Origin of the sequence: Neisseria sp. HMSC065D04, from assembly GCF_001815675.1 — a bacterium.
GTDB lineage: Bacteria > Pseudomonadota > Gammaproteobacteria > Burkholderiales > Neisseriaceae > Neisseria.
This window is the reverse complement of sequence record NZ_KV821490.1, coordinates 34887-55503: the sequence shown is the minus strand read 5'-3', so window position 1 is coordinate 55503 and position 20617 is coordinate 34887. Positions and strand designations below refer to the sequence as shown.

At 52.4% G+C, this 20617-nt stretch carries 13 protein-coding genes; 4 read left to right on the top strand and 9 right to left on the bottom strand.

Features of this window, described 5'->3' with window-relative positions; genetic code table 11:
- Nucleotides 1-135 precede the first annotated feature (135 nt).
- Nucleotides 136-1551 carry a siroheme synthase CysG gene (cysG, locus tag HMPREF3050_RS03045; protein WP_070773400.1) on the top strand — a complete coding sequence of 472 codons (1416 nt, stop codon included), beginning with the start codon at nucleotides 136-138 and terminating at the stop codon, nucleotides 1549-1551.
- 246 nt (nucleotides 1552-1797) lie between these two features.
- A complete protein-coding gene (hflX, locus tag HMPREF3050_RS03040; protein WP_070773399.1) occupies nucleotides 1798-2988 on the top strand; it encodes a GTPase HflX in 1191 nt (396 codons plus the stop codon).
- Nucleotides 2989-3185: 197 nt separating this feature from the next.
- On the opposite strand, the gene HMPREF3050_RS15100 is transcribed toward hflX, so the two are convergent.
- Entirely contained in the window at nucleotides 3186-3311 is a 126-nt protein-coding gene (locus HMPREF3050_RS15100) for a hypothetical protein (protein ID WP_003757417.1), read from the bottom strand.
- 419 nt (nucleotides 3312-3730) lie between these two features.
- On the opposite strand from HMPREF3050_RS15100, the gene HMPREF3050_RS03035 reads away from it, so the two are divergent.
- Entirely contained in the window at nucleotides 3731-6202 is a 2472-nt protein-coding gene (locus tag HMPREF3050_RS03035) for a heavy metal translocating P-type ATPase (RefSeq protein ID WP_070773398.1), read from the top strand.
- Nucleotides 6203-6468: 266 nt separating this feature from the next.
- Here HMPREF3050_RS03035 and HMPREF3050_RS03030 read toward each other — a convergent pair whose 3' ends face one another.
- From HMPREF3050_RS03030 to ribBA, 4 genes are all read right to left on the bottom strand, one after another.
- Nucleotides 6469-7362 carry an AbiTii domain-containing protein gene (locus tag HMPREF3050_RS03030; protein WP_070773397.1) on the bottom strand — a complete coding sequence of 298 codons (894 nt, stop codon included), beginning with the start codon at nucleotides 7360-7362 and terminating at the stop codon, nucleotides 6469-6471.
- Nucleotides 7363-7532: 170 nt separating this feature from the next.
- Complete coding sequence (mutL, locus tag HMPREF3050_RS03025; protein ID WP_070773396.1) at nucleotides 7533-9527, bottom strand: DNA mismatch repair endonuclease MutL; 1995 nt, start codon at nucleotides 9525-9527, stop codon at nucleotides 7533-7535.
- 128 nt (nucleotides 9528-9655) lie between these two features.
- Entirely contained in the window at nucleotides 9656-10177 is a 522-nt protein-coding gene (locus HMPREF3050_RS03020; RefSeq protein ID WP_246830210.1) for an EVE domain-containing protein, read from the bottom strand.
- 436 nt (nucleotides 10178-10613) lie between these two features.
- Nucleotides 10614-11954 carry a bifunctional 3,4-dihydroxy-2-butanone-4-phosphate synthase/GTP cyclohydrolase II gene (ribBA, locus tag HMPREF3050_RS03015; RefSeq protein WP_174263549.1) on the bottom strand — a complete coding sequence of 447 codons (1341 nt, stop codon included), beginning with the start codon at nucleotides 11952-11954 and terminating at the stop codon, nucleotides 10614-10616.
- Between the two features lie 322 nt (nucleotides 11955-12276).
- On the opposite strand from ribBA, the gene HMPREF3050_RS03010 reads away from it, so the two are divergent.
- Nucleotides 12277-12879, top strand: coding sequence for a DUF4230 domain-containing protein (locus tag HMPREF3050_RS03010; RefSeq protein WP_070773395.1), 603 nt, complete (start codon nucleotides 12277-12279; stop codon nucleotides 12877-12879).
- Between the two features lie 146 nt (nucleotides 12880-13025).
- On the opposite strand, the gene HMPREF3050_RS03005 is transcribed toward HMPREF3050_RS03010, so the two are convergent.
- The 4 genes from HMPREF3050_RS03005 to HMPREF3050_RS02990 form a co-directional block, all read right to left on the bottom strand.
- Nucleotides 13026-14126: a hypothetical protein gene (locus HMPREF3050_RS03005; protein ID WP_070773394.1), complete on the bottom strand. Its 1101-nt coding sequence runs from the start codon at nucleotides 14124-14126 to the stop codon at nucleotides 13026-13028.
- Between the two features lie 356 nt (nucleotides 14127-14482).
- On the bottom strand, nucleotides 14483-15268 hold the full coding sequence (locus HMPREF3050_RS03000) for an HNH endonuclease (RefSeq protein WP_094113303.1): 786 nt from the start codon (nucleotides 15266-15268) through the stop codon (nucleotides 14483-14485).
- Between the two features lie 296 nt (nucleotides 15269-15564).
- Nucleotides 15565-19575, bottom strand: a complete 4011-nt coding sequence (gene purL / locus HMPREF3050_RS02995; protein ID WP_070773393.1) for a phosphoribosylformylglycinamidine synthase — start codon at nucleotides 19573-19575, stop codon at nucleotides 15565-15567.
- A 257-nt stretch (nucleotides 19576-19832) separates the two neighbouring features.
- Nucleotides 19833-20576 (bottom strand): M48 family metallopeptidase, encoded by a 744-nt coding sequence (locus HMPREF3050_RS02990; protein ID WP_070773392.1) that lies wholly within the window; start codon nucleotides 20574-20576, stop codon nucleotides 19833-19835.
- Nucleotides 20577-20617 lie beyond the last annotated feature (41 nt).

Genomic DNA, 20617 nt, shown 5'->3' with positions numbered 1-20617 from the left:
TTCGTCGCCTTGTCCTGATTTAAATTTAATCCACCATATAACCAAATTCGATAAGATAAGCAAAAACCATTCTTTCCGCTGAAGCCTGCGGGATTTTAAGATGGGCGGCACGATAGCTTAATAAGAGAACACGCCATGAACCATTATCCCCTGTTTGCCGATTTGAACGGCCGCCCCGTCCTGCTGGCGGGTGCGGGCAAAGTGGCGGAACGCAAAGCCGAAAGCCTGTTGCAGGCAGGGGCTGCGGTCAGGGTTGTCGCCCGCGAACTCAATCCCGTTTTCCAAAAATGGGCGGACGAAGGCAAAATCGAATGGCTGGGCAGCGAATTTCACGAGGACGATTTGGACGACGTGTTTTTCGCCGTCGCCGCCACCGACGATTACGCCTTCAACCGCCGCATCTTCCAAGCGGCGGAGCAGCGGGCGAAACTCTGCAACACCGTCGATACCGCGGATTTGTGTTCCTTCACCGTCCCCGCCGTCATCGACCGCAGCCCGCTCAAAATCGCCGTCTCCAGCGGCGCGACCGCTCCCGTTTTGGCGCGCAAGTGGCGGCAAATCATCGAAACGCTCATCCCGCTGCACACCGGTCAAATGGCGGCGCTCGCAGGCAAATGGCGCAGCGCGGTCAAAGCCAAAATCAAAGGCACGGCAAACCGCCGCCGTTTTTGGGAAAACCTGTTCGACAGCCGCTTTAACGCACTCGCCGCCCAAGGCAACCTTGATGCCGCCGAAGCAGAGCTTGCCGCGCAGCTTGACGGCTTCGGCGCGGCAAAAGGCGAAGTCGTCCTTGTCGGCGCAGGCCCCGGCGACGCAGGGCTGCTCACCTTGCACGCTTTGCAGGCGATACAGGCGGCGGATGTCGTGTTCCACGATGCCTTGGTTTCAGACGACGTCTTAAGCATGGTGCGCAAAGACGCGGACAAAATCAGCGTCGGCAAACGCGCAGGCTCGCACCACGTCCAACAAGAAGAAACCAACCGCCTCCTTGTCGAATACGCCCGCCAAGGTTTGCGCGTCGTCCGGCTCAAAGGCGGCGACCCCTTCGTTTTCGGGCGCGGCGGCGAAGAAGCCCAAGTCCTGCGGCAGGCAAACATCCCCTACCGCATCATCCCCGGCATCACCGCCGCACTGGGCGCGACCGCCTACGCAGGCATCCCCCTGACGCACCGCGACTGCGCCCAAAGCGCGCTCTTCGTTACCGGACACAGCAAACACGACGGCCACCAACCCGACTGGCGCACGCTCGCCCTGAGCAACCAAACCCTGGTCGTCTATATGGGCACGCTCAAAGCCGCCGAAACCGCCGAAAAACTGATGGCACACGGACGCAGCAGCGACACACCCGTCGCCATCGTCTCCAACGGCACGCTTCCGCATCAGAGCGTCGTGACAGGTCGTCTGAAAAACCTGTCCGAGCTGGCAGAAAACGCCCCGCGCCCTGCGTTGATTGTTATCGGCGAAGTCGTTTCCCTGCGCGACGAATTGAAATGGTTTCAAGAAAACCCCGCGCAAAACCGCCTCCGCACGCTGCACGAACAAGCCGCCTGAAGCGTTGTTCAAACCGTTTAAACAAACAAAAGGTCGTCTGAAAACCCCAATCCGGTTTTCAGACGACCTTTCTTGATTATGCTTTCACGGTCGGATGGTGTAAGATGTTGACGCAGCACGCAATCGCGTCAAAAACGCCTCCAACGGAGCGTGCGGCACGCCAAACAGAGATAGGGCAGAGAGCGGCCGAGTCATCAAATGGATGGATGCCGCTTTCTGTTTTTTCAAAAAAAGAAAGGATTTTCCTTGTCCAAACGCAACATTTTCCCCGTCGACAAATCTTTGGAGCAACCCGAACGCGTGATGCTGGTCGGGGTGATGTTGAGCGCGGATTATTCGGGCGCGAACGAAGTGCGCGAGCGGACTTTTCAGACGACCTTGGACGAGGCGGCGGAATTGGTCGCGGCGGCGGGCGGCGAGCTGGTGTTGCGGGAAACTGCCAAGCGCGACAAGGCGCATACGGCTTATTTCGTCGGTACGGGAAAGGCGGAGGAGCTGGCGGCGGCGGTGAAGCTGCACGACATCGGCTTGGCGGTGTTCAACCATGAATTGACGCCGACGCAGGAGCGCAATTTGGAAAAAATCCTGCAATGCCGCGTCCTCGACCGCGTGGGTCTGATTTTGGCGATTTTTGCCAAACGCGCCCAATCGCAAGAGGGTAAATTGCAGGTGGAGCTGGCGCAGTTGAACCATTTGAGCGGGCGGTTGGTGCGCGGCTACGGGCATTTGCAGAGCCAGAAGGGCGGTATCGGCCTGAAAGGGCCGGGTGAGACGCAGTTGGAAACCGACCGCCGTTTAATCGGGCAGAAAATCACGGCGTTGAAAAAACAGTTGGCGCAAGTGAAAAAACAACGTGCCACGCGCCGCAAATCGCGGATGGAAGGTCGTCTGAAAACCTTTGCCATCGTCGGCTACACCAACGCGGGCAAGTCCAGCCTGTTCAACCGTCTGACCAAGGCGGACGTGTTGGCGAAAGACCAGCTTTTTGCCACGCTGGATACGACGGCGCGGCGTTTGTTCCTGTCGCACGAGGCGGGCGTGATTCTGACGGATACAGTCGGTTTCGTCCGCGATTTGCCGCACAAGCTGGTGTCGGCGTTTTCGGCGACGCTTGAGGAAACGGCTTTGGCAGATGTGCTGCTGCACGTTGTCGATGCGTCCAATCCCGATTTCGAGCGGCAGATGGACGATGTGAATGTGGTTTTGGAGGAAATCGGCGCGCATGAAGTGCCGCAGCTTGTCGTGTACAACAAAATCGACCTGCTGCCGGAAGGCGTGCGCGGGGCGGGCGTGTTGCGGGACAATTCGGGACGCGCCGTCGGCGTGAATATTTCGGTTGCGAAAAGTCTGGGCTTGGACGCTTTGCGCGAGGCGATGATTGAACGGGCGTTGGAAAACGGCGGCAAGGGGTCGTCTGAAAACTTTGAGTCCGAATAAAAACAAGGTGTTTTGACTGCCGTTGTTTCTCAATGGGAAGGACGGCGGGGCGGATTTTGATTTCCATCCATTGTTTGCATTGTTTGCCGCCGCGTGTTTCAAAAGGTCGTCTGAAAAAATAAAGGCCGTTTGGAAAACAAAGATAAATCAGGGAGGGTTTATCTTTATTCCAAACGGCCGTTTAAAAGGTTTCCCGCTTAGAGGGGGAGGAGGCGGCGTTTTTTCAAAACGTTTTCGTAAATCATCCATGCCGCCAAGCTCAGGTAGGCGACGCTGGACAGGATGCCGATAACGGCAAAAATAGGTAGCAGGCGGTCAATCATGATGTTTTCCCGAGTAAGAGGTTAATGAAAAATTTTGTGTAAAAGCGTAATGTTTTGTATTTTTTATTGTACTGTTTGTACGGAATATGCGTGTAGTATGCAGCTTCAAATCGAGTCGGTCAACAAAAATGTATGGTATTTTTTTAAAAAAGTTCCGTTTTTACATTAAAATAATCGGTAAATTCGACCGATATGCGGTATGGCAGGGTAACCGTTCGTCTATTGATAAACGGATATATTGTTGAAAAATATAAATAAATAATATAAAAATATGCAAATTGTTTTAAAATAAACGTTTTGTAAAAAAATTTTAAAAATCTGCTAAAAAGCGACACTTTAATAAAGTTTACATTTTTAAACATTTCAAATCCAAGTTTCAAACGGCAAACCACCTGCCGGCACACCATCAGGCACATATTATGAATCAAACGGAAAGAACCTGTTTCCATTGCGGTCTGGAAGTCCCCGAACACCTCCATTTGACCGTCCGCTACGAAAATGAAGACCATGAAACCTGCTGCGCGGGTTGTCAGGCGGTGGCGCAGAGCATTATTGATGCAGGTTTGGGCAATTATTACAAACAGCGTACCGCCGACGCGGAAAAATCCGAACTGCCGCCGCCGGAAGTGTTGTCGCAACTGAAATTGTACGATTTGCCCGAAGTGCAGGCGGATTTTGTCGAGGTCGGGGAAGGGGATGAACGCGAGGCGGTGTTGATGCTGGGCGGCATTACTTGCGCGGCGTGCGTATGGCTGATTGAGCAGCAGCTTTTGCGGACGGCGGGCGTGGTGCGCGTGGATTTGAATTACAGTACGCACCGCTGCCGCGTGGTGTGGGACGAGGGCAAAATCGCGCTGTCGGACATTCTTTTGAAAATCCGAAAAACGGGTTATACCGCCGCGCCTTATGATGCGCAAAAAGTCGAGGCGCAGGCGCAGAAAGAGCGCAAACAGTTTATCGTCAGGCTGGCGGTCGCGGGTTTGGGCATGATGCAGACGATGATGTTTGCCGTGCCGACTTATCTTTACGGCGGCGACATCGAGCCGCTGTTTTTGGAAATCCTGCACTGGGGCGGCTTTTTGATGGTGCTGCCCGTCGTGTTTTACAGCGCGTTACCGTTTTACCGCGGCGCATGGCGCGATTGGAAAAACCGCCGAGTCGGCATGGATACGCCGATTGCGATTGCGGTCGTGATGACCTTTGTCGCGGGCATTTACAGCCTTGCCGTCAATGCAGGGCAGGGGATGTATTTCGAATCCATCGCCATGCTGCTGTTTTTCCTGCTGGGCGGGCGGTTTATGGAACAAATCGCAAGGCGCAGGGCGGGGGATGCGGCAGAACGGCTGGTGAAACTCGTCCCCGCGTTCTGCCACCGCCTTCCGTCTTATCCCGACAGCGAGGAAATCGAAGAAGCGGCGGTTGTACAGCTTCAGGCGGGCGACGTCATCGTCGTCAAACCCGGCGAAGTCATTCCTGTGGACGGCACGGTGTTGTCCGGCGAGAGCGAAGTGGACGAAGCCATGCTGACGGGTGAGAGCCTGCCCGTCGTCAAAAGGTCGTCTGAAAACGTTACCGCAGGCACGCTCAATACGGGCAGCCCGCTTGTTATCCGAACTGACCGCACCGGCAACAACACGCGCCTGTCGCACATCGTCAAACTGCTCGACCGCGCGCTCGCCCAAAAACCGCGCGCCGCCGAGCTTGCCGAGAAATACGCTTCCAGCTTCGTGTTTGGCGAGCTGCTGCTTGCCGTGCCCGTTTTCATCGGCTGGACGTGGTATGCCGACGCACAAACCGCCTTGTGGATTACCGTCGCGCTGCTGGTCATCACTTGTCCCTGCGCACTTTCGCTTGCCACGCCGACCGCGCTTGCCGCCTCCACAGGCGCGCTTGCCGACGACGGCGTGTTAATCAGCGGCAAACAAAGCCTCGAAACGCTCGCCCAAATCGACGATGTCGTGTTCGACAAAACCGGCACGCTGACCAAAGGACAGCTTTCCGTCAGCCGAATCATCCCCTTAGGTCGTCTGAAAACAGCAGAAGCGCTTGCCGCCGCACAAGCCCTGGAGCAACAATCCGAACACCCCATCGCCCGCGCCATCTTGAACCACACGCTTTCAGACGAACCCGTCCCCGCGCCCGAATACGCAGTTTCCCAACGCGTCAACCGCATCGGGCAAGGTGTCAGCGCGCAAATGACCTATAAAGACGAAACCCAAGTTTGGGCATTGGGACGCGCCGATTTTGTCGCCGGAATAGCCGGCGTGTTGCCTGACGAAGCCGCCGGTATCGAACACGCAGGCAGCATGGTGTTCCTCGGCAACCAAAGCGGTTTCCAAGCCGTCTTCCTGCTCGAAGACCAAATCAAAGACAGCGCCGCCGCCATGCTCGACATCCTCAAACAACAAGGCATCCGCACCCACCTGCTCAGCGGCGACCGCACCAATGCCGTTGCACAAGTCGCGCAGACACTCGGTTTAGACACCTACCGCGCCGAAGCCACGCCCGAAGACAAGCTCGCCTACGTTGAAGAATTGCAGAAACAAGGCAGAAAAGTCTTGATGGTCGGCGACGGCATCAACGACGCCCCCGTCCTCGCCCAAGCCGACGTATCCGCCGCCGTCGCAGCAGGCGCCGATGTCGCACGCGACGGCGCCGATCTGGTCTTGCTCAACGACGATTTGAACATCCTGCCCGCCACCGTCGCCCAAGCACGCCGCACACGCGAAATCATCCGCCAAAACCTCGCCTGGGCAAGCGCATACAACATCATCGCCGTCCCGCTCGCCGTCTTAGGCTACGTCAAACCCTGGATCGCCGCATTGGGCATGAGCCTCAGCTCGCTGTTTGTCGTGGGCAATGCGTTGAGATTGCTGAAGAAAAGAAAATAGTTAGTTAGTGAAGAAAGAGGTCGTCTGAAAAATCGGATTTGGGATTTTCAGACGACGTTTTTATTTGAGTTTTTAAAAGATGGATTGGGTGGTGGTTTTTCGTGGGCAAAGCACACGCTACGGTTGGGTTGTTGATTGGGTTTAGGATAAAAGGTCGTCTGAAACCTTTGATTTGATGGTAGATTGGATTGAAACTTGGATATTGCGGAATGTTTAACAATTCTTGTTGAGTTTTGACCCAATCTACGCTTGAGGAATATTTTTGTTCAAGATAAGCCATAATATTTGGAAATGGCTTTCGTCAATAAACCTGTAATAGTTGTTATTGGGATGTCAATAATGCGATTCGATACTTTTTTAACAATATCATCAATCCAGTTATGTACGTGGTTCCCAAAATTTTTAGTATTAATTGGAGGTGAATCTTCATTAAGAGCTATTTTTAATTTGGATAGTTCTGAATAAGGGATACCATTTTTGACTAAATACTCAGCCAATGAATCGAAATTACCTTTTTCAATATGAATGCCATCATGAATATTTTGTTGGATATTGCCACCAGAAAAATTACCAACATATCCTTGCATATTCTGAATATTAAATTGGTTAGTCATTGCTAATTCCTTTTTAGTTTTTGAGAATTGGATACCTTCTTCTGAAAAATCTTCTTCCTCCAGTGTTAATGCCCAATCTAAAATCATATTCCGAATTTTAGATTGAATATTCATTAAATCAGATTTATGAAAAATAATCTTAGGTTCGAAAGGTATAGCTGTTTCTTGTGCTTCTATTAGCCAAGTTCTTACCTCATTTGGTATTGTTTTTTCAAAAAAACCATTTGTATTGTTTAGGAGTAAATTTCTTATCACTCCAATCGATGGTTCAAATTCGATTAGTGTAAGCAATTGTTTTGTTTCATCTGGGACATGAAAGGGAATATATTGACCAGTATATGGATGTAAAACTTTTAGTTGCCCATAAAATTTTCTATAATCGGGCATATCATCTGTTTGATAGCCGGATAATTCATTTTGACACCAATTTATTAGCTTAGAAATTTTTAATTTGCGTGCAACCATATAGGTTTTATTTAATAATTCTTCAACATCGCTATTGGGGTTGGCTGCTAGTTCCTGTAGTTCTAAAATAATGGAAGTCATGTTTTCTCCAAGTTAAAAGTTTTACTCTGTGCCAGCAATTAAATTCTTTTTGTCTGTTCAAAACCTAACAAAACCAACGACATCGTAAAGGTTGTTTTTGACAACTTAATCTACAAAGGTCGTCTGAAAGCCTAAATCCGTTTTCAGACGACCTTTGTTTTTCATCAGCATTATTGTCCGCGTAAAAACAGTGCGTCCAATTCTTTCAGCGTCAGTTTTACCCAGGTCGGGCGGCCGTGGTTGCATTGGTTGCTGCGCGGGGTGTTTTCCATGTCGCGCAGGAGGGCGTTCATTTCGGGCAGGGTGAGCTGGCGGCCGGCGCGGACGGAGCCGTGGCAGGACATGGTGGCGAGGATGTGGTTTTCGTGTTCTTCGATGGTTTGGCTGCTGCCGACTTGGGCGAGTTCGCCCAATACGTCTTTGGCGAGCGAGACGACGTCGGCTTTGCCGAGCATGGCGGGGACGGCGCGGACGGCGAGGGTGTTGCCGCCCATGTCGGACAGTTCCAGCCCGAAGCCTGCCAGCGTGTCGGCATGGTCGGCGAGGGTGGCGCATTCTTCGTGGGACGCGGCGAAGGTAACGGGGATGAGCAGGCGTTGGCTTTGCAGGTTGCCGTTTTCCTGCCGCTGGCGTTTTATTTTTTCGTAGTTGACGCGCTCGGCGGCGGCGTGCATGTCGATGAGCAGCAGGCTGTCTTCGGCCTGGGCGAGGATGTAGATGCCTAATAGTTGGGCGATGGCGAAGCCGAGCGGCGGCAGTTCGGGTTTGGGGTCGTCTGAAAAGCTGCGTGCGGGGATTTCAGACGACGTGGCGGATGTGCTGCCGAAGCGGGCTTGTTCGAATTGTGCCAACTCGATATCGGCTTCATCGGCTGCGGTGTTTTTGAAGAGTTCGGCGTAGGTGTTGAGGGCGGCGCGGCTTTCGCGCAGGGACAGGCTGCGCTGCTGCGGCGCGCGTGCTGCCTGATAGGGCATGGGGGCGGTTTTGCCGGAACTGAAGGCGTTGCGCGGTTCGGAAGTGTGTGCGTTTGGTGTAGCGGCAAAAATGTTTTCAGACGATGCGGTTGGGTTCGGGCGGAACCCGCTAGGCTCGTTTTCAGACGACGTTGCTGCGGGACGGATGCCTGTGATTTCGTGCAACACTTCGCCTGCGTTGCCGACACTTTCGGTCAAGTCGGCGCGGGTGTCGGCGAGGGCTTTGTTGAGGGTGTGGAACACGAGTTGGTGTACCTGCTGGCTGTCGCGGAAGCGGATTTCGGTTTTGGTGGGGTGGACGTTGACGTCCACGGCTTCGGGAGGCAGGTCGAGGAAGAGGACGAAGGCGGGGGTGAGTGCGTTGTGCAATACGTCGCGGTATGCCTGTTTGACGGCGTGGAGCATGACTTTGTCGCGCACGAAGCGGTGGTTGACAAAACAGTATTGTTTGTCGGTTTTGCCTTTGGCGAAGGTGGGTTTGGCGATGGCGCCGTAGAGCCGCAGCGCGCCGTTGCCGCTGTCGATTTCTAAAGATGCCGCCTGAAAGTCTTCGCCGACGATGGCGGCTATGCGTTCGTGCAGGCTTTGGGCGGGGAGTTTGAACACTTGTTTGCCATCGCGCTTGAGCGAGAAGGCGATGTGCGGATGCGCCAGTGCGAGGCGTTCGAGCATGGTGGCGCAGTGGGCGTATTCGGTGTTTTCGGATTTGAGGAACTTGCGCCGCGCGGGGGTGTTGAAGAAGAGTTCGGCGGCTTCGATGGTGGTGCCGACGGGATGGGCGGCGGCGGTGGGGCTGCTGAGTTTGCCGTCTTCGGCTTTGACTTGGGTCGCGTGCGCGCTGCCGTCTTGGCGACTGGTCAGGGTCAGGCGGCTGACGGAGGCGATGCTTGCCAAGCCTTCGCCGCGAAAGCCCATGCTGGCGACGTGTTCCAAATCGTTTAAGGTTTTGATTTTGCTGGTGGCGTGGCGGTGGAGCGCGAGTTCGATGTCGTCGGGATGGATGCCGCCGCCGTTGTCGCTGACGCGGATGAGGCGGATGCCGCCGCCCGCCAGCTCGACTTCAATCGCCGTCGCGCCTGCGTCTATGCTGTTTTCGACGATTTCTTTGAGGGCGTTGGCGGGGCGTTCGACCACTTCGCCGGCGGCGATTTGGTTGACGAGGTGGTCGGGCAGGGCGGCGATTCGGGACATGGGTTTCTTCCGTTTTCAAACTGGCGGGTATTATAGCAAAAGGTCGTCTGAAAACCGGAATCGGGATTTCAGACGACCTTTTGAAATTTAACTGCCGTTTTACAGGATACTTGTAGCCTTACTTTGTCTTATTTGAGATTCTCCAAAAGTTTTTCCCCATCAGTAATCTGAGATAATGTTTGGGCAAAAGGAAAAGAACGTCCCAAAATGGATTTAACCTGTCTTGCTTTGATTGGATTTTGACTTAAATCGACAAAATGTTCCAGTTTTTGAAAAAATGTTTTATTATCAACACCATAATGATGTGTTTTCTCTACGATTCCTGTTGCTTGACCATATGCAACAATTCCTTGTCCGGAGGCGTATAGGAATACATAGTCTCCTTTTTTAATCCGACAGATTTTTTCTTTGTAGCCATCTTCAAATGCAGCAGCTACTTGGTTTGTCATCATGAAATTATGGTCTTCCAGGTCGTTGGCACTATTAGTATTTAATAAGAAATATCGTGTTGTAGTTGAATTATCAAATTCTTCGTCTTTTTGTTTGTCAATCATTCGTTTGTTCTCCCAGTCTTGAATAATGAATTCTTGAATTAAATCATTAATGATGTCTTGGCGGGTTGTTTCCCAAGCATCGGCAAGCTCTTGCAAAATCAAATCATCTTTAATGGATAAACGTAAACTCAACGTAACTTTATTTTGATTTCATTGGTTATATATTTCTGTACGGCGGTCGATATAGCTGTTGGACATAATTATATCCTTTTGTTTTTATTGTTAAATAAAATATCAGGAGGAGAATATCCTTTTTGATGATGAGCATTATGCTATATTTGTATTTTGAATACAATAAAAATTATTCTTAAATTATTTCATAATTATTATATTATTATTTTTATTTGAAATAAATTATAGTAATATAGTGGATTAACTTTAAACCAGGACGGCGTTACCTCGCCTTGTCCTGATTTAAAGTTAATCCACTATAATTTTCATGGGAGGTTGGCTGAATCAGGTAATTTATAGCAAAAGGTCGTCTGAAAACCGGAATCGGGATTTCAGACGACCTTTTGATAAGACGGGCGGTTTATTTGTTTTCTGCTTCTTCAAAGCCGACGACTTCCAAGCCGAAGCCGGTCAGGCCGGTGAAGGCGGAGGGCTGTCCTAACACGCGCAGTTTGCCGACGTTGAGGCCGGCGAGGATTTGCGCGCCGATGCCGTAGCTTTTGCTGTCCCATTTGTAGGCTTGGTTGGCGCCTTTGGGCAGGGTGCGGTCGAGCAGGGTGGCGCCGTCTTCGGTGCGGTGCAGGAGGATAACGACGCCGCTTTCGGCTTGCTGGATGCGTTCAAGGGCTTTGGGCAGCGACCAGGAATGGCGCGGGTTGGCTTGGATGAAGTCCATGACGCTGAAGGGTTCGTGTACGCGGACGAGGGTTTCGGTGTCGGCGGTGGGTTTGCCTTTGACGAGGGCGAGGTGGGTTTCGCCGGAGAGTTTGTCAACGTAAACGTGTTGCTGGAATTCGCCCCACGGGGTTTGTACGGGGGCGTTGCCCATGTCTTCGAGCAGGCTTTCGGTGCGGCTGCGGTATTCGATAAGGTCGGTAATCGTGCCGATTTTGAGGTTGTGTTCTTCGGCGAACTTCATCAGTTCGGGCATGCGCGCCATGGTGCCGTCGTCGTTGATGATTTCGCAGATGACGGCGGCGGGGATGAGCCCGTTCATTTGTGCCAAGTCGACGCCGGCTTCGGTGTGTCCGGCGCGTACTAGGACGCCGCCTTTTTGCGCACGCAAGGGGAAAATATGACCGGGTTGGACGATGTCTTCGGGTTTGGCGGTCGGAGAAACAGCGGTTTGGATGGTCAGGGCGCGGTCGGCGGCGGAAATGCCGGTGGTAATGCCTTGCGCCGCTTCGATGGAAACGGTGAAGTTGGTGCCGTATTGCGCGCCGTTTTTCTGGGTCATCATGGGCAGGCCGAGCCGCTCGACCATGCTGCCTTCCATCGGCAGGCAAACCAGTCCGCGCGCGTGTTTGATCATGAAGTTGATGGCTTCGGGGGTAACGAACTGCGCCGCCATCAGCAAATCGCCTTCGTTTTCGCGGTCTTCCGCGTCGGTGATGATGACCATTTTGCCGGCTTTGATGTCGGCGAGGATTTCGGGGATGGAGGAAATGTGGGGCATGGTGCGTCTTTCTTGATGGTCGGGTTGGGCTGTGGCGTGTTCTTGATCCAGCCACATGGCGGGCATTTGCGCCGCCTGTTCGATTTTGCGGGCTTTTTTCTCGCCGAAGGATTTGTTTTTCAGAAGGGCGGACAATTCGCCTTGGTTGATGGCGATGGCTTCGGCAAAACGGGTTTGCTGGCCGCCGTATTTGTCCGCTATCCATTGCCGCAGGTTGCGGCGGCGCAGGTCGGTGGTGTTCATGATGTGTGGTGTGGCTGAAAGGATGTAGGCGATTGTAGTCTTGTCTTTACCAAAAGGCAAACTGTGTTTGAAGGCGGATTTTTATTACTTTTTGGTAATGTTTCGACAGAAGGTCGTCTGAAAAACAAAAATGGCGTTTTCAGACGACCTTTGCTTGAAATCTGAACATTTGAAAGAATATGGGCGTTATAGTGGATTAAAATAAAAATGAGACAAGGCGGCAACGCCCGCCGTGTACGGGTAGTACATAAGGGCGTTGGCAACGCCGTATCATTGCAATTTTAATCCACTATAAGTTTAACGCAACCGAAAAGGGTCTAACCTGATGAAAATGGTTTACCGATTGATTTTAATATCTATTTTTTGCGCAGTCGCAGCAGCGGGCGGCTGGTTTTATGCCCAGCACCGCAACGACAACGCCCATGAAGCGATTTCGCGCGAAGGCGTTTTGATGCAGATTAAGCAGATGAACCGCTTGGAAAGCACGGCTTTTTACATCGACACCATCATCCGCACCGAGAAAAAAGGCGACTGGCGCAGATTGTGGCAGGACTCTCAAAGCGGTCTGTTTATCGTGCGCGGCAAAGTGTTGGCGGGCTTGGATTTGGACAAGCTTCACGCCGACAACGTCAATATCGTGGACGGAAAAGTCCTCATCAGCCTGCCGCCCGTAGAAATCCTCAGCGTCGATTTGGAAAATATCGAGGTGTACGACATCCAAACCGGCTCGTTCAACCTTTTGCCCGTGGATAAGGCGGTGTTCAAAACCGTGCAGGACGAAGCCAAAAAACAAGTCCTCGCCAGCGCGTGCAAAGCCCAAATTTTGGATCATGCCAACCGCCAAGCGCAAACGCAGCTTGAAAACCTGTTTGCCCTGACGCAGACGCAGGTGTCGGTTTATCCGGCGGCAGTGGGGCAGTGTAAATAGCGGCAGCGCAAAACAAGGCTTAAGCGCCGAGTACAAACAAGGTCGTCTGAAAACGAAAGTAGCGGGTTTGCCAAATCGTTTTCAGACGACCTTTTGTCTAGCATCAATATGCTTTACATCAAGCGCGCGGTTACATCATCCAAGCGTTAAAGATAATCATCGATATTCGGGCTTCTACCAAACACGGCTTCATGCGCCTGACTGATGGTCAGCCGGTTGAACATCAGCCGCTGGGTTTGGTCGCCGTCGATAATCCTTACCCTACCTTCCAACTTCGGCGCATCGTGGTGGAAAGTATTTTTAAACGCAAGCCAGCGGTCGGTTTGCAGGTGGACGACGGCAAACATATCGTGCGAAATATTTACGCCGACGCTGATGAGTTTCGGCGAAGCCTGAAGGCAGAAGCTGCTGTCGCCGAACAGGCACAGCCCCTCGTTTTCGGAATAGCGGAACAGCTCGATTTTCACCGCATCGGGTTCGGCGAATATGGTGCAAAACAGCCGCTCAAACAGCGACGGCTGCGCCACGCCTTCGCTCAACATGCCGTAAAGCCCCGCCAGCCAATCGACATAGCCGAGGAACGAAAAACGGTAGTTTTGCATAATGGCTTCGATGCGGCTCGGATCGCGCTTGCTGATCAGGCGCACAAACTCAAACCCGACCTCCGGCAGCCGCGCCCGAACGGCCTCATGCAGACGGTGGGCAAACAGGTTTTTATGGTTGTGCGGATTGCGCAGGATGCCGAGGAATTTCAGCCGCAATATCCGCCACAATGCTTCGGGAACCTTGACCGTATCGGTTTCGCCCGTTTTCAGACGACCTTCGGGTAGCGTGCGCAGATGGTTGCAGGCTTCTTCGTAGCCGCTTTCGTGGCGGTTGAACCAGCTTTCCAAATTGTACTGGTTGGCGGTGTTTTCCACGAAAGTCAGCGTGTAGAGGTTTTTCGCCGCCAGATTGCCGATGATGTTGACACTCGCCGCCGCACCGCGATTTTCGTTCCCGCCGCGAACCTTGTCGCCGGAGCGGGAGCGTCGGGCGGCAGCAGCCGGTTCGCGGAACATGGACAAAGGCAGCTTATAGACATTCTGATTCTGCGGGCTGACCTGCGGATTGTGCGCGTGCTGCCGCTGCTCGGTCTGGGCGATATAGTGGTGTTCCTTGGTCGGATTCGCCGTCAACAGCGCATAAGGCTTTTCGCCGCATTCGGAAAATTCGCAATCACTGAGGATAAAGGCTTGTCGGGTCATGGTGTCGGAGGAGGCCGTCTGAATGTGCCGATTATAGTTGATGGGGAGCTAAGGGGGATTATACGGAATGATGCTTCTGCTTGCAGAATACGCCGATAGAATGCCGATAGTGGGAATCCAAAAAACACTTCGCCGCCGTCATTCCCGCACAGGCGGGAATCCAGAAGTTTGGATTTACAGTAATCTTTAAGTATTTCTGAAATGCAGAGGTCTGGATTCCCGCCTGCGCAGGAATGACGGCGGTTGGTTAGTATTCGTATACAAAAGAACGCAAAAAGGTCGTCTGAAAACAAATATAGCGGGGTTCGCTAAATCGTTTTCAGACGACCTTAAGTCAACGGACTGTTCAACACTATTCATTCTTCTTCTTGGAAAACGTGGTTGCGGTGATACTCGAAATATTTTTCGCTTTCAGGTTCGATTTTTAATTGCATATCGGGAAAAATTCCAAGCCGCTTTTGATTTTCCAAATCAATTTTTGGACTGATTTTTATCGTACCGTTGGTATCAAACGTAATCAGTCCGCTATCGAATAATGCGTCAATATTGGGTGCGAGCATCAGTCCATTGAAGGGATCTAACCTCTCTTCATTATTGCATTTGCTCCAAGGTTTGATATGGCTGGCAATAAGTAAAGACCGAACATCTAGACCTGTTAGCGGGCAGTTCGGATATAGTTTGAGTACGTTTTGCCGGAAATTGCCTTGCCCTAGACGGGCTTTTATTAAGGTTTCGATTTCGGTTCGCTTTTCTGGTTCAATTTCGGATACTAATTGTTCTTTGAGTTTACCGAGATCTTGTTCCAAAGATTGGGTTGAGTTTATTTGAAAATTTGTTGGTTTGTATAATTCAAATATTCCTCCTTTTTTCCACCATAAAAAGTCTTGGTGCATTGATTCGTGATAATGCTTCCTTGAGTTTGAATTGACACTAAGTACATGCAAAGAAGCATGTGTATCATCATTATAGTCAGGAGTAATCTGCCATTGGTTTTTTAGTTCTTCAATCTGTTCATCTACATCTTTTACCTTAAATTGTGTTCTGCCCATATCATGCAGATGTAAGACGATTCTTTTTATAATTTCTATCGTCCCATCAATATGTTCCCCATTGATCCGTGCGGAATATTTTGTTTTCGCCATTAAGTCTTCCTATCAAAGTTAAGTTTTCTAATTTAATTATTTGGGGTAATGCATTGATTTTCCTATGACCGTCATTCCCGCGTAGGCGGGAATCCAGGAGCTTGAATTTACAGTAGTCTTTGAGTATTTCTGAAATGCAGGGTGCTGGATTTCCGCCTACGCGGGAATGACGGCGGTTGGTTCGGTATTATACGCAAAAGAACATATAAAGGTCGTCTGAAAATAGATATAGCAGAATCCGCTAAATCGTTTTCAGACGACCTTTTCTTTAAAGCCGAATCAAATCAGCCTGCCGATTAACCCAAAGCCTTCCTCGCTCCGGCGAAGAGGCGGTACCAGCCGGACAGTTCCGTCCAGTCTTCCGGTTTCCAGCTCATTTGTGCGGCGCGGTACACGCGTTCAGGGTGAGGCATCATGATGGTAACGCGGCCGTCGGCGTTGGTAACGCCGGCGATGCCTTGCAGCGAGCCGTTGGGGTTGAGCGGGTAGGTTTGGGTAACTTGGTTTTGTCCGTCGACGTATTGCAGCGCGATGCCGAGGCCGTCTGAAATTTTGCCGCCGTGAAGCGCGAAGTCGGCGCGGCCTTCGCCGTGGCTGACGACGACGGGCAGGCTGGAGCCTTGCATTTCGTTCAGGATCAGGGAGGCTGATTTGGGGACGTGAACCATGCTCAGGCGCGCTTCGAACTGTTCGCTCAGGTTGCGTTTGAACTTCGGCCAGCCTGCCGCGCCGGGGATGATTTCGGCGAGGTTGCTGACCATCTGGCAGCCGTTGCACACGCCCAATGTCAGCGTGTCCGGGTCGGCGAAGAAGGCGGCGAACTGGTCGCGCAAGGCGGGGTGGAACAGGATGGATTTCGCCCAGCCTTCGCCTGCGCCGAGTACGTCGCCGTAGCTGAAGCCCCCGCACGCCGCCAGCATTTTGAAGTCGGCAAGGTGGACGCGGCCTGCCATCAGGTCGGACATATGCACGTCGTAGGCATCGAATCCGGCGCGGGTGAAGGCGGCGGCCATTTCGATTTGTCCGTTCACGCCTTGTTCGCGCAGAATGGCGATTTTGGGTTTTGCGCCGCTGTTGACGAAAGGCGCGGCGATGTCTTCGTTTACGTCAAACTTCACATCGGCAAACAATGCACTGCGTTCGTTGTCGCCAATCAGGGCGAACTCGCTGTCGGCGCAGGCGGGGTTGTCGCGCAGGCGTTGGATGGCGTGGCTGGTTTCCTGCCATGCGCGTTGCAGGTCGGCGCGGGTTTGGTCGAACAGAGTTTCATCAGCAGCAGTGATTACAAGACGGTCGGATGTCGGATTGATTGTGCCAATATAATGGCTGGCAAATTTTCCTATCTTGCGCGGAGAGAAGCCACCCTTGTTTACAAAAAATTCTTTCTTGTCAAACTGCTTGAGTACATAGTCAGCATCTTCTGCACGAACCTGCAAAACTGCACCAAGCTCTTCGTTAAACAGCGAACGGATTATGTTTTCTTTGGTAGAGATGATAGAACCAGCATTAACAAGGCTTAGGTCGTGGTCAATCTGGGCAGGTGTATAGGTTGCTATCATGGTTGCAAAAAGTATGCTTCCTAATGTGATATCCAACCCGCAACGCCCCGCAAACGCCATTTCCGCCAGCGTGGCAAACAAGCCGCCGTCGCTGCGGTCGTGATACGCCAAGAGTTTGTCTTCGGCGACAAGCTGCTGAATCACGCTGTAAAACGCTTTCAGACGACCTGTATCGTCCAAATCGGGCGCGTCGCCGCTCATATTGTTGTACACCTGACCGAACGCGGAGCCGCCCATACGCGCTTTGCCGAAGCCCAAATCGATAAACAGCAATACGCTGTCTTCGACGTTTTTCAATTCGGGCGTAACAGTTTTGCGCACGTCTTTGACAGGTGCGAACGCGGAGATAATCAGGCTCAACGGCGAGACGACGGATTTCTTGTCCGCGCCGTCCTGCCATACGGTTTTCATCGACAGGCTGTCTTTGCCCACGGGAATGCTCAAATCCAATGCCTGACAGGCTTGGGAGACGGCTTCGACGGTGCGGTAGAGTTTTTCGTCTTCGCCTTCGTTGCCGCACGCCGCCATCCAGTTGGCGGAAAGCTTGATGTTGCCGATGTCGCCGATGTTGACCGCCGCGATGTTGGTGATGGCTTCGCCGACGCACATTCTGCCCGAGGCGGGTGCGTCAAACAGGGCGACGGTCGGTTTTTCGCCCATGCTCATCGCTTCGCCGCGATAGGTGTTGAAGCCCATCATGGTCACGGCGCAGTCGGCTACGGGGGTTTGGTATTTGCCGACCATTTGGTCTCGGTGGGTCATGCCGCCGACGCTGCGGTCGCCGATGGTAATCAGGAAGTTTTTGGCGGCTACGGTAGGCAGGCGCAAAACGCGGTAGGCGGCTTCGGTGATGTCGATATTGCCCGCGTTAAACGGTTTTTCAGACGACCTCACGGTTTTGTCGCTGCGCGTGGTTTTGGGCGGTTTGCCGAGCAAGACGTTCAGCGGCAAATCGACGGGATTGTTGGAGAACAAGTCGTCGCGTACTTTCAAATGACCGTCGTCGGTCGCCGTGCCGACCACGGCAAACGGGCAGCGTTCGCGTTCGCAGATGGCGCGGAAGGTGTCCAAATCTTTTTCCAAAATCGACAACACATAACGCTCTTGCGATTCGTTGCACCAGATTTGCAGCGGATTGAGGCCGTGTTCTTCCAGCGGGACTTCGCGCAGCTTGAATACCGCACCGCGTCCGGCATCGTTGACGAGTTCGGGGAAGGCGTTGGACAAGCCGCCCGCGCCGACGTCGTGGATGGAGATAATCGGGTTTTTGTCGCCAAGCTGCCAGCAGCGGTCGATCACTTCCTGTGCGCGGCGTTCGATTTCGGGGTTGCCGCGTTGTACGGAGTTGAAGTCCAAAGACGCATCGTTTGTTCCGGTATTCATCGAAGAAGCCGCGCCGCCGCCCAAGCCGATAAGCATGCCCGGGCCACCCAGTTGGATCAGCAATGCGCCTTCGGGGATTTCATCTTTGTGTGTTTGTTGTGCCTGAATGCTGCCTAAGCCTCCGGCAATCATAATCGGTTTGTGATAGCCGCGAACTTGACCGTCAAACTCCTCTTCAAAGGTGCGGAAGTAGCCCAAGAGGTTGGGGCGGCCGAATTCGTTGTTGAACGCCGCGCCGCCGATGGGGCCTTCGATCATGATGTCCAGCGGCGAGGAAATATGTTCCGGCTTGCCGTAGTCTTGTTCCCACGGCTGTTTGAGGTTGGGGATGTTGAGGTTGGACACGGTAAAGCCGGTTAAGCCCGCTTTCGGACGCGAACCTTTGCCCGTTGCGCCTTCGTCGCGGATCTCGCCGCCTGCACCCGTTGCCGCGCCCGCAAACGGCGCAATGGCGGTCGGGTGGTTGTGCGTTTCCACCTTCATGATGATATGTGTGTCTTCCTCGTGGAAACGGTAGCCTTGGTTTTCCGCCGCATTCGGATAGAAACGCTCGACTTTTGCGCCTTCAATCACGGACGAATTGTCTTTATAGGCAACGACCGTACCTTCGGGATGCGCATTGTGCGTATCCCGAATCATACCGAAGAGGGATTTCGGCTGTTTTTCGCCGTTGATGATGAAATCGGCGTTGAAGATTTTGTGGCGGCAGTGTTCGCTGTTTGCCTGCGCGAACATCATCAGCTCCACATCGGACGGATTGCGCTGCAAAGCCTGATAGTTTTCAACCAGATAATCGATTTCGTCGGCGGAGAGTGCCAAACCCATTTCGGTATTGGCTTTAACCAAAGCCTCTTTACCGCCGCCTAAAACATCAACGGTAGAGAAAGTTTCGGATTCGAGATGGTGGAATAATTTGGAGGCCGTCTGAAAATCGGGCAGCACGGATTCGGTCATGCGGTCGTGCAGCAAAGCCGCCCATTGCTGTTTCTGTTCATCATTCAGACGACCTTCCAGCCACACCGCCATACCGCGCTCGATGCGCTCTATGCCTTCCAAACCGCAGTTTTCCGCGATATTGGTCGCCTTGGAAGCCCACGGCGAAATCGTACCCAAGCGGGGCGTTACCAAAAATAAATGCAAGCCCTCGCGCGCTTCGGGCGTTTCTTTAACGCTTTGCGCCGCCAACAAGGCTTGCAGTTTTTCAACAGTCGCAGCATCCAGTGCTTTCTCGCTGCCGACAAAATACCAAAATTCGCTTTTCAGTTTCACTTCGGGCAGGCCGAGTGCGGCCGCTTTTTGCAAGAGTTTTTCAACACGGAAATCGGAAAGGGCGGTAACGCCGCGCAAGGGCAAAACAACAGACATGATTCAGCTCTCAAATGCGGTTGGGAAATGCTGTATTATACGCCGAATGGGTCTGGGTTGCTTGGTAATTTGGGTGAAAATGTTGACAATTTTTCAGACGACCTGAGCTGGGTGGGGCGGAGGGGTCGTCTGAAAAATCTTGATTGAAAATTGCACAATACTTTGATTTAAATTGTTTTTAGGAAAATTTAAAGCAAGGGATTGCAGGTTGATTTGAAAAAACGATGCCGGGTTGCAGAAAGTTTATTCAAAAAAATTTATCGTTTATTTTTCTGATAAATCGGCATGAGTTCAGGCAGCATTCTGCGGATGGCGTTGATGCGCGTCTGATTGGTCGGATGGGTGGACAAAATCGCAATGGACGAGCTGCCTTCAAGTTTGCTCATCTTTTCCCAAACGCTGATGGCAGCCTCCGGATTGTAGCCCGCCTGAGCCATCAAACGTACGCCGCCTGCGTCCGCTTCGCTTTCCTGATGGCGCGAAAAGGGCTTGGAAGCAAGTAAATCCGTGCCCAATCCAACAATATTGGCATCGACCCCTGATGCGCCCGCTAAAATAGAACCGCCCAATCCCGTCAGCACTTGGCCGCCAATCGCTTTTTTGCCATGTTCCAGCAGGGAGTGGGTCATCTCGTGACCGATAACGGCGGCGATTTCGTCGTCCGTCAATTTCAAACGCTCGACCATGCCGGTGTACATCGCCATTTTGCCTCCGGGCATTGCCCAGGCGTTCAATTCATTGCCGCGGAAAACATTCATCTGCCAATTGAAAGGTGTGCCGGTTTGGTTGGCCTGGTTGGCATAGGGCTTCAGGCGCTCGAATACGGCTTTGATACGGCGTGAGGTGTGAGAGGTGTTGTCCAAAACGCGCTGCGACTGCGCTTGCTGTACCACTTGCGAATAGTTTTTGGCGGCAGCCTCGTTGAGCGATGCCGTATCGTATCCCACCATATCGGCAACGGAAGTACAGCCGGTCAAAGCCATAATAGCCCCCAACTGCATCAACTGTTTTTTGTATAGTGGATTAACTTTAAACCAGTACG

Bases quoted from the DNA above. Each gene is read 5' to 3' on its own strand.
- HMPREF3050_RS03010 (WP_070773395.1), top strand. From the start codon at position 12,277: ATGAAAATGGTTTACCGATTGATTTTAATATCTATTTTTTGCGCAGTC.
- cysG (WP_070773400.1), top strand. From the start codon at position 136: ATGAACCATTATCCCCTGTTTGCCGATTTGAACGGCCGCCCCGTCCTG.
- HMPREF3050_RS15100 (WP_003757417.1), bottom strand. From the start codon at position 3,311: ATGATTGACCGCCTGCTACCTATTTTTGCCGTTATCGGCATCCTGTCC.
- mutL (WP_070773396.1), bottom strand. From the start codon at position 9,527: ATGTCCCGAATCGCCGCCCTGCCCGACCACCTCGTCAACCAAATCGCC.
- HMPREF3050_RS03005 (WP_070773394.1), bottom strand. From the start codon at position 14,126: ATGACCCGACAAGCCTTTATCCTCAGTGATTGCGAATTTTCCGAATGC.
- HMPREF3050_RS03035 (WP_070773398.1), top strand. From the start codon at position 3,731: ATGAATCAAACGGAAAGAACCTGTTTCCATTGCGGTCTGGAAGTCCCC.
- HMPREF3050_RS03000 (WP_094113303.1), bottom strand. From the start codon at position 15,268: ATGGCGAAAACAAAATATTCCGCACGGATCAATGGGGAACATATTGAT.
- HMPREF3050_RS02990 (WP_070773392.1), bottom strand. From the start codon at position 20,576: ATGCAGTTGGGGGCTATTATGGCTTTGACCGGCTGTACTTCCGTTGCC.
- purL (WP_070773393.1), bottom strand. From the start codon at position 19,575: ATGTCTGTTGTTTTGCCCTTGCGCGGCGTTACCGCCCTTTCCGATTTC.
- HMPREF3050_RS03030 (WP_070773397.1), bottom strand. From the start codon at position 7,362: ATGACTTCCATTATTTTAGAACTACAGGAACTAGCAGCCAACCCCAAT.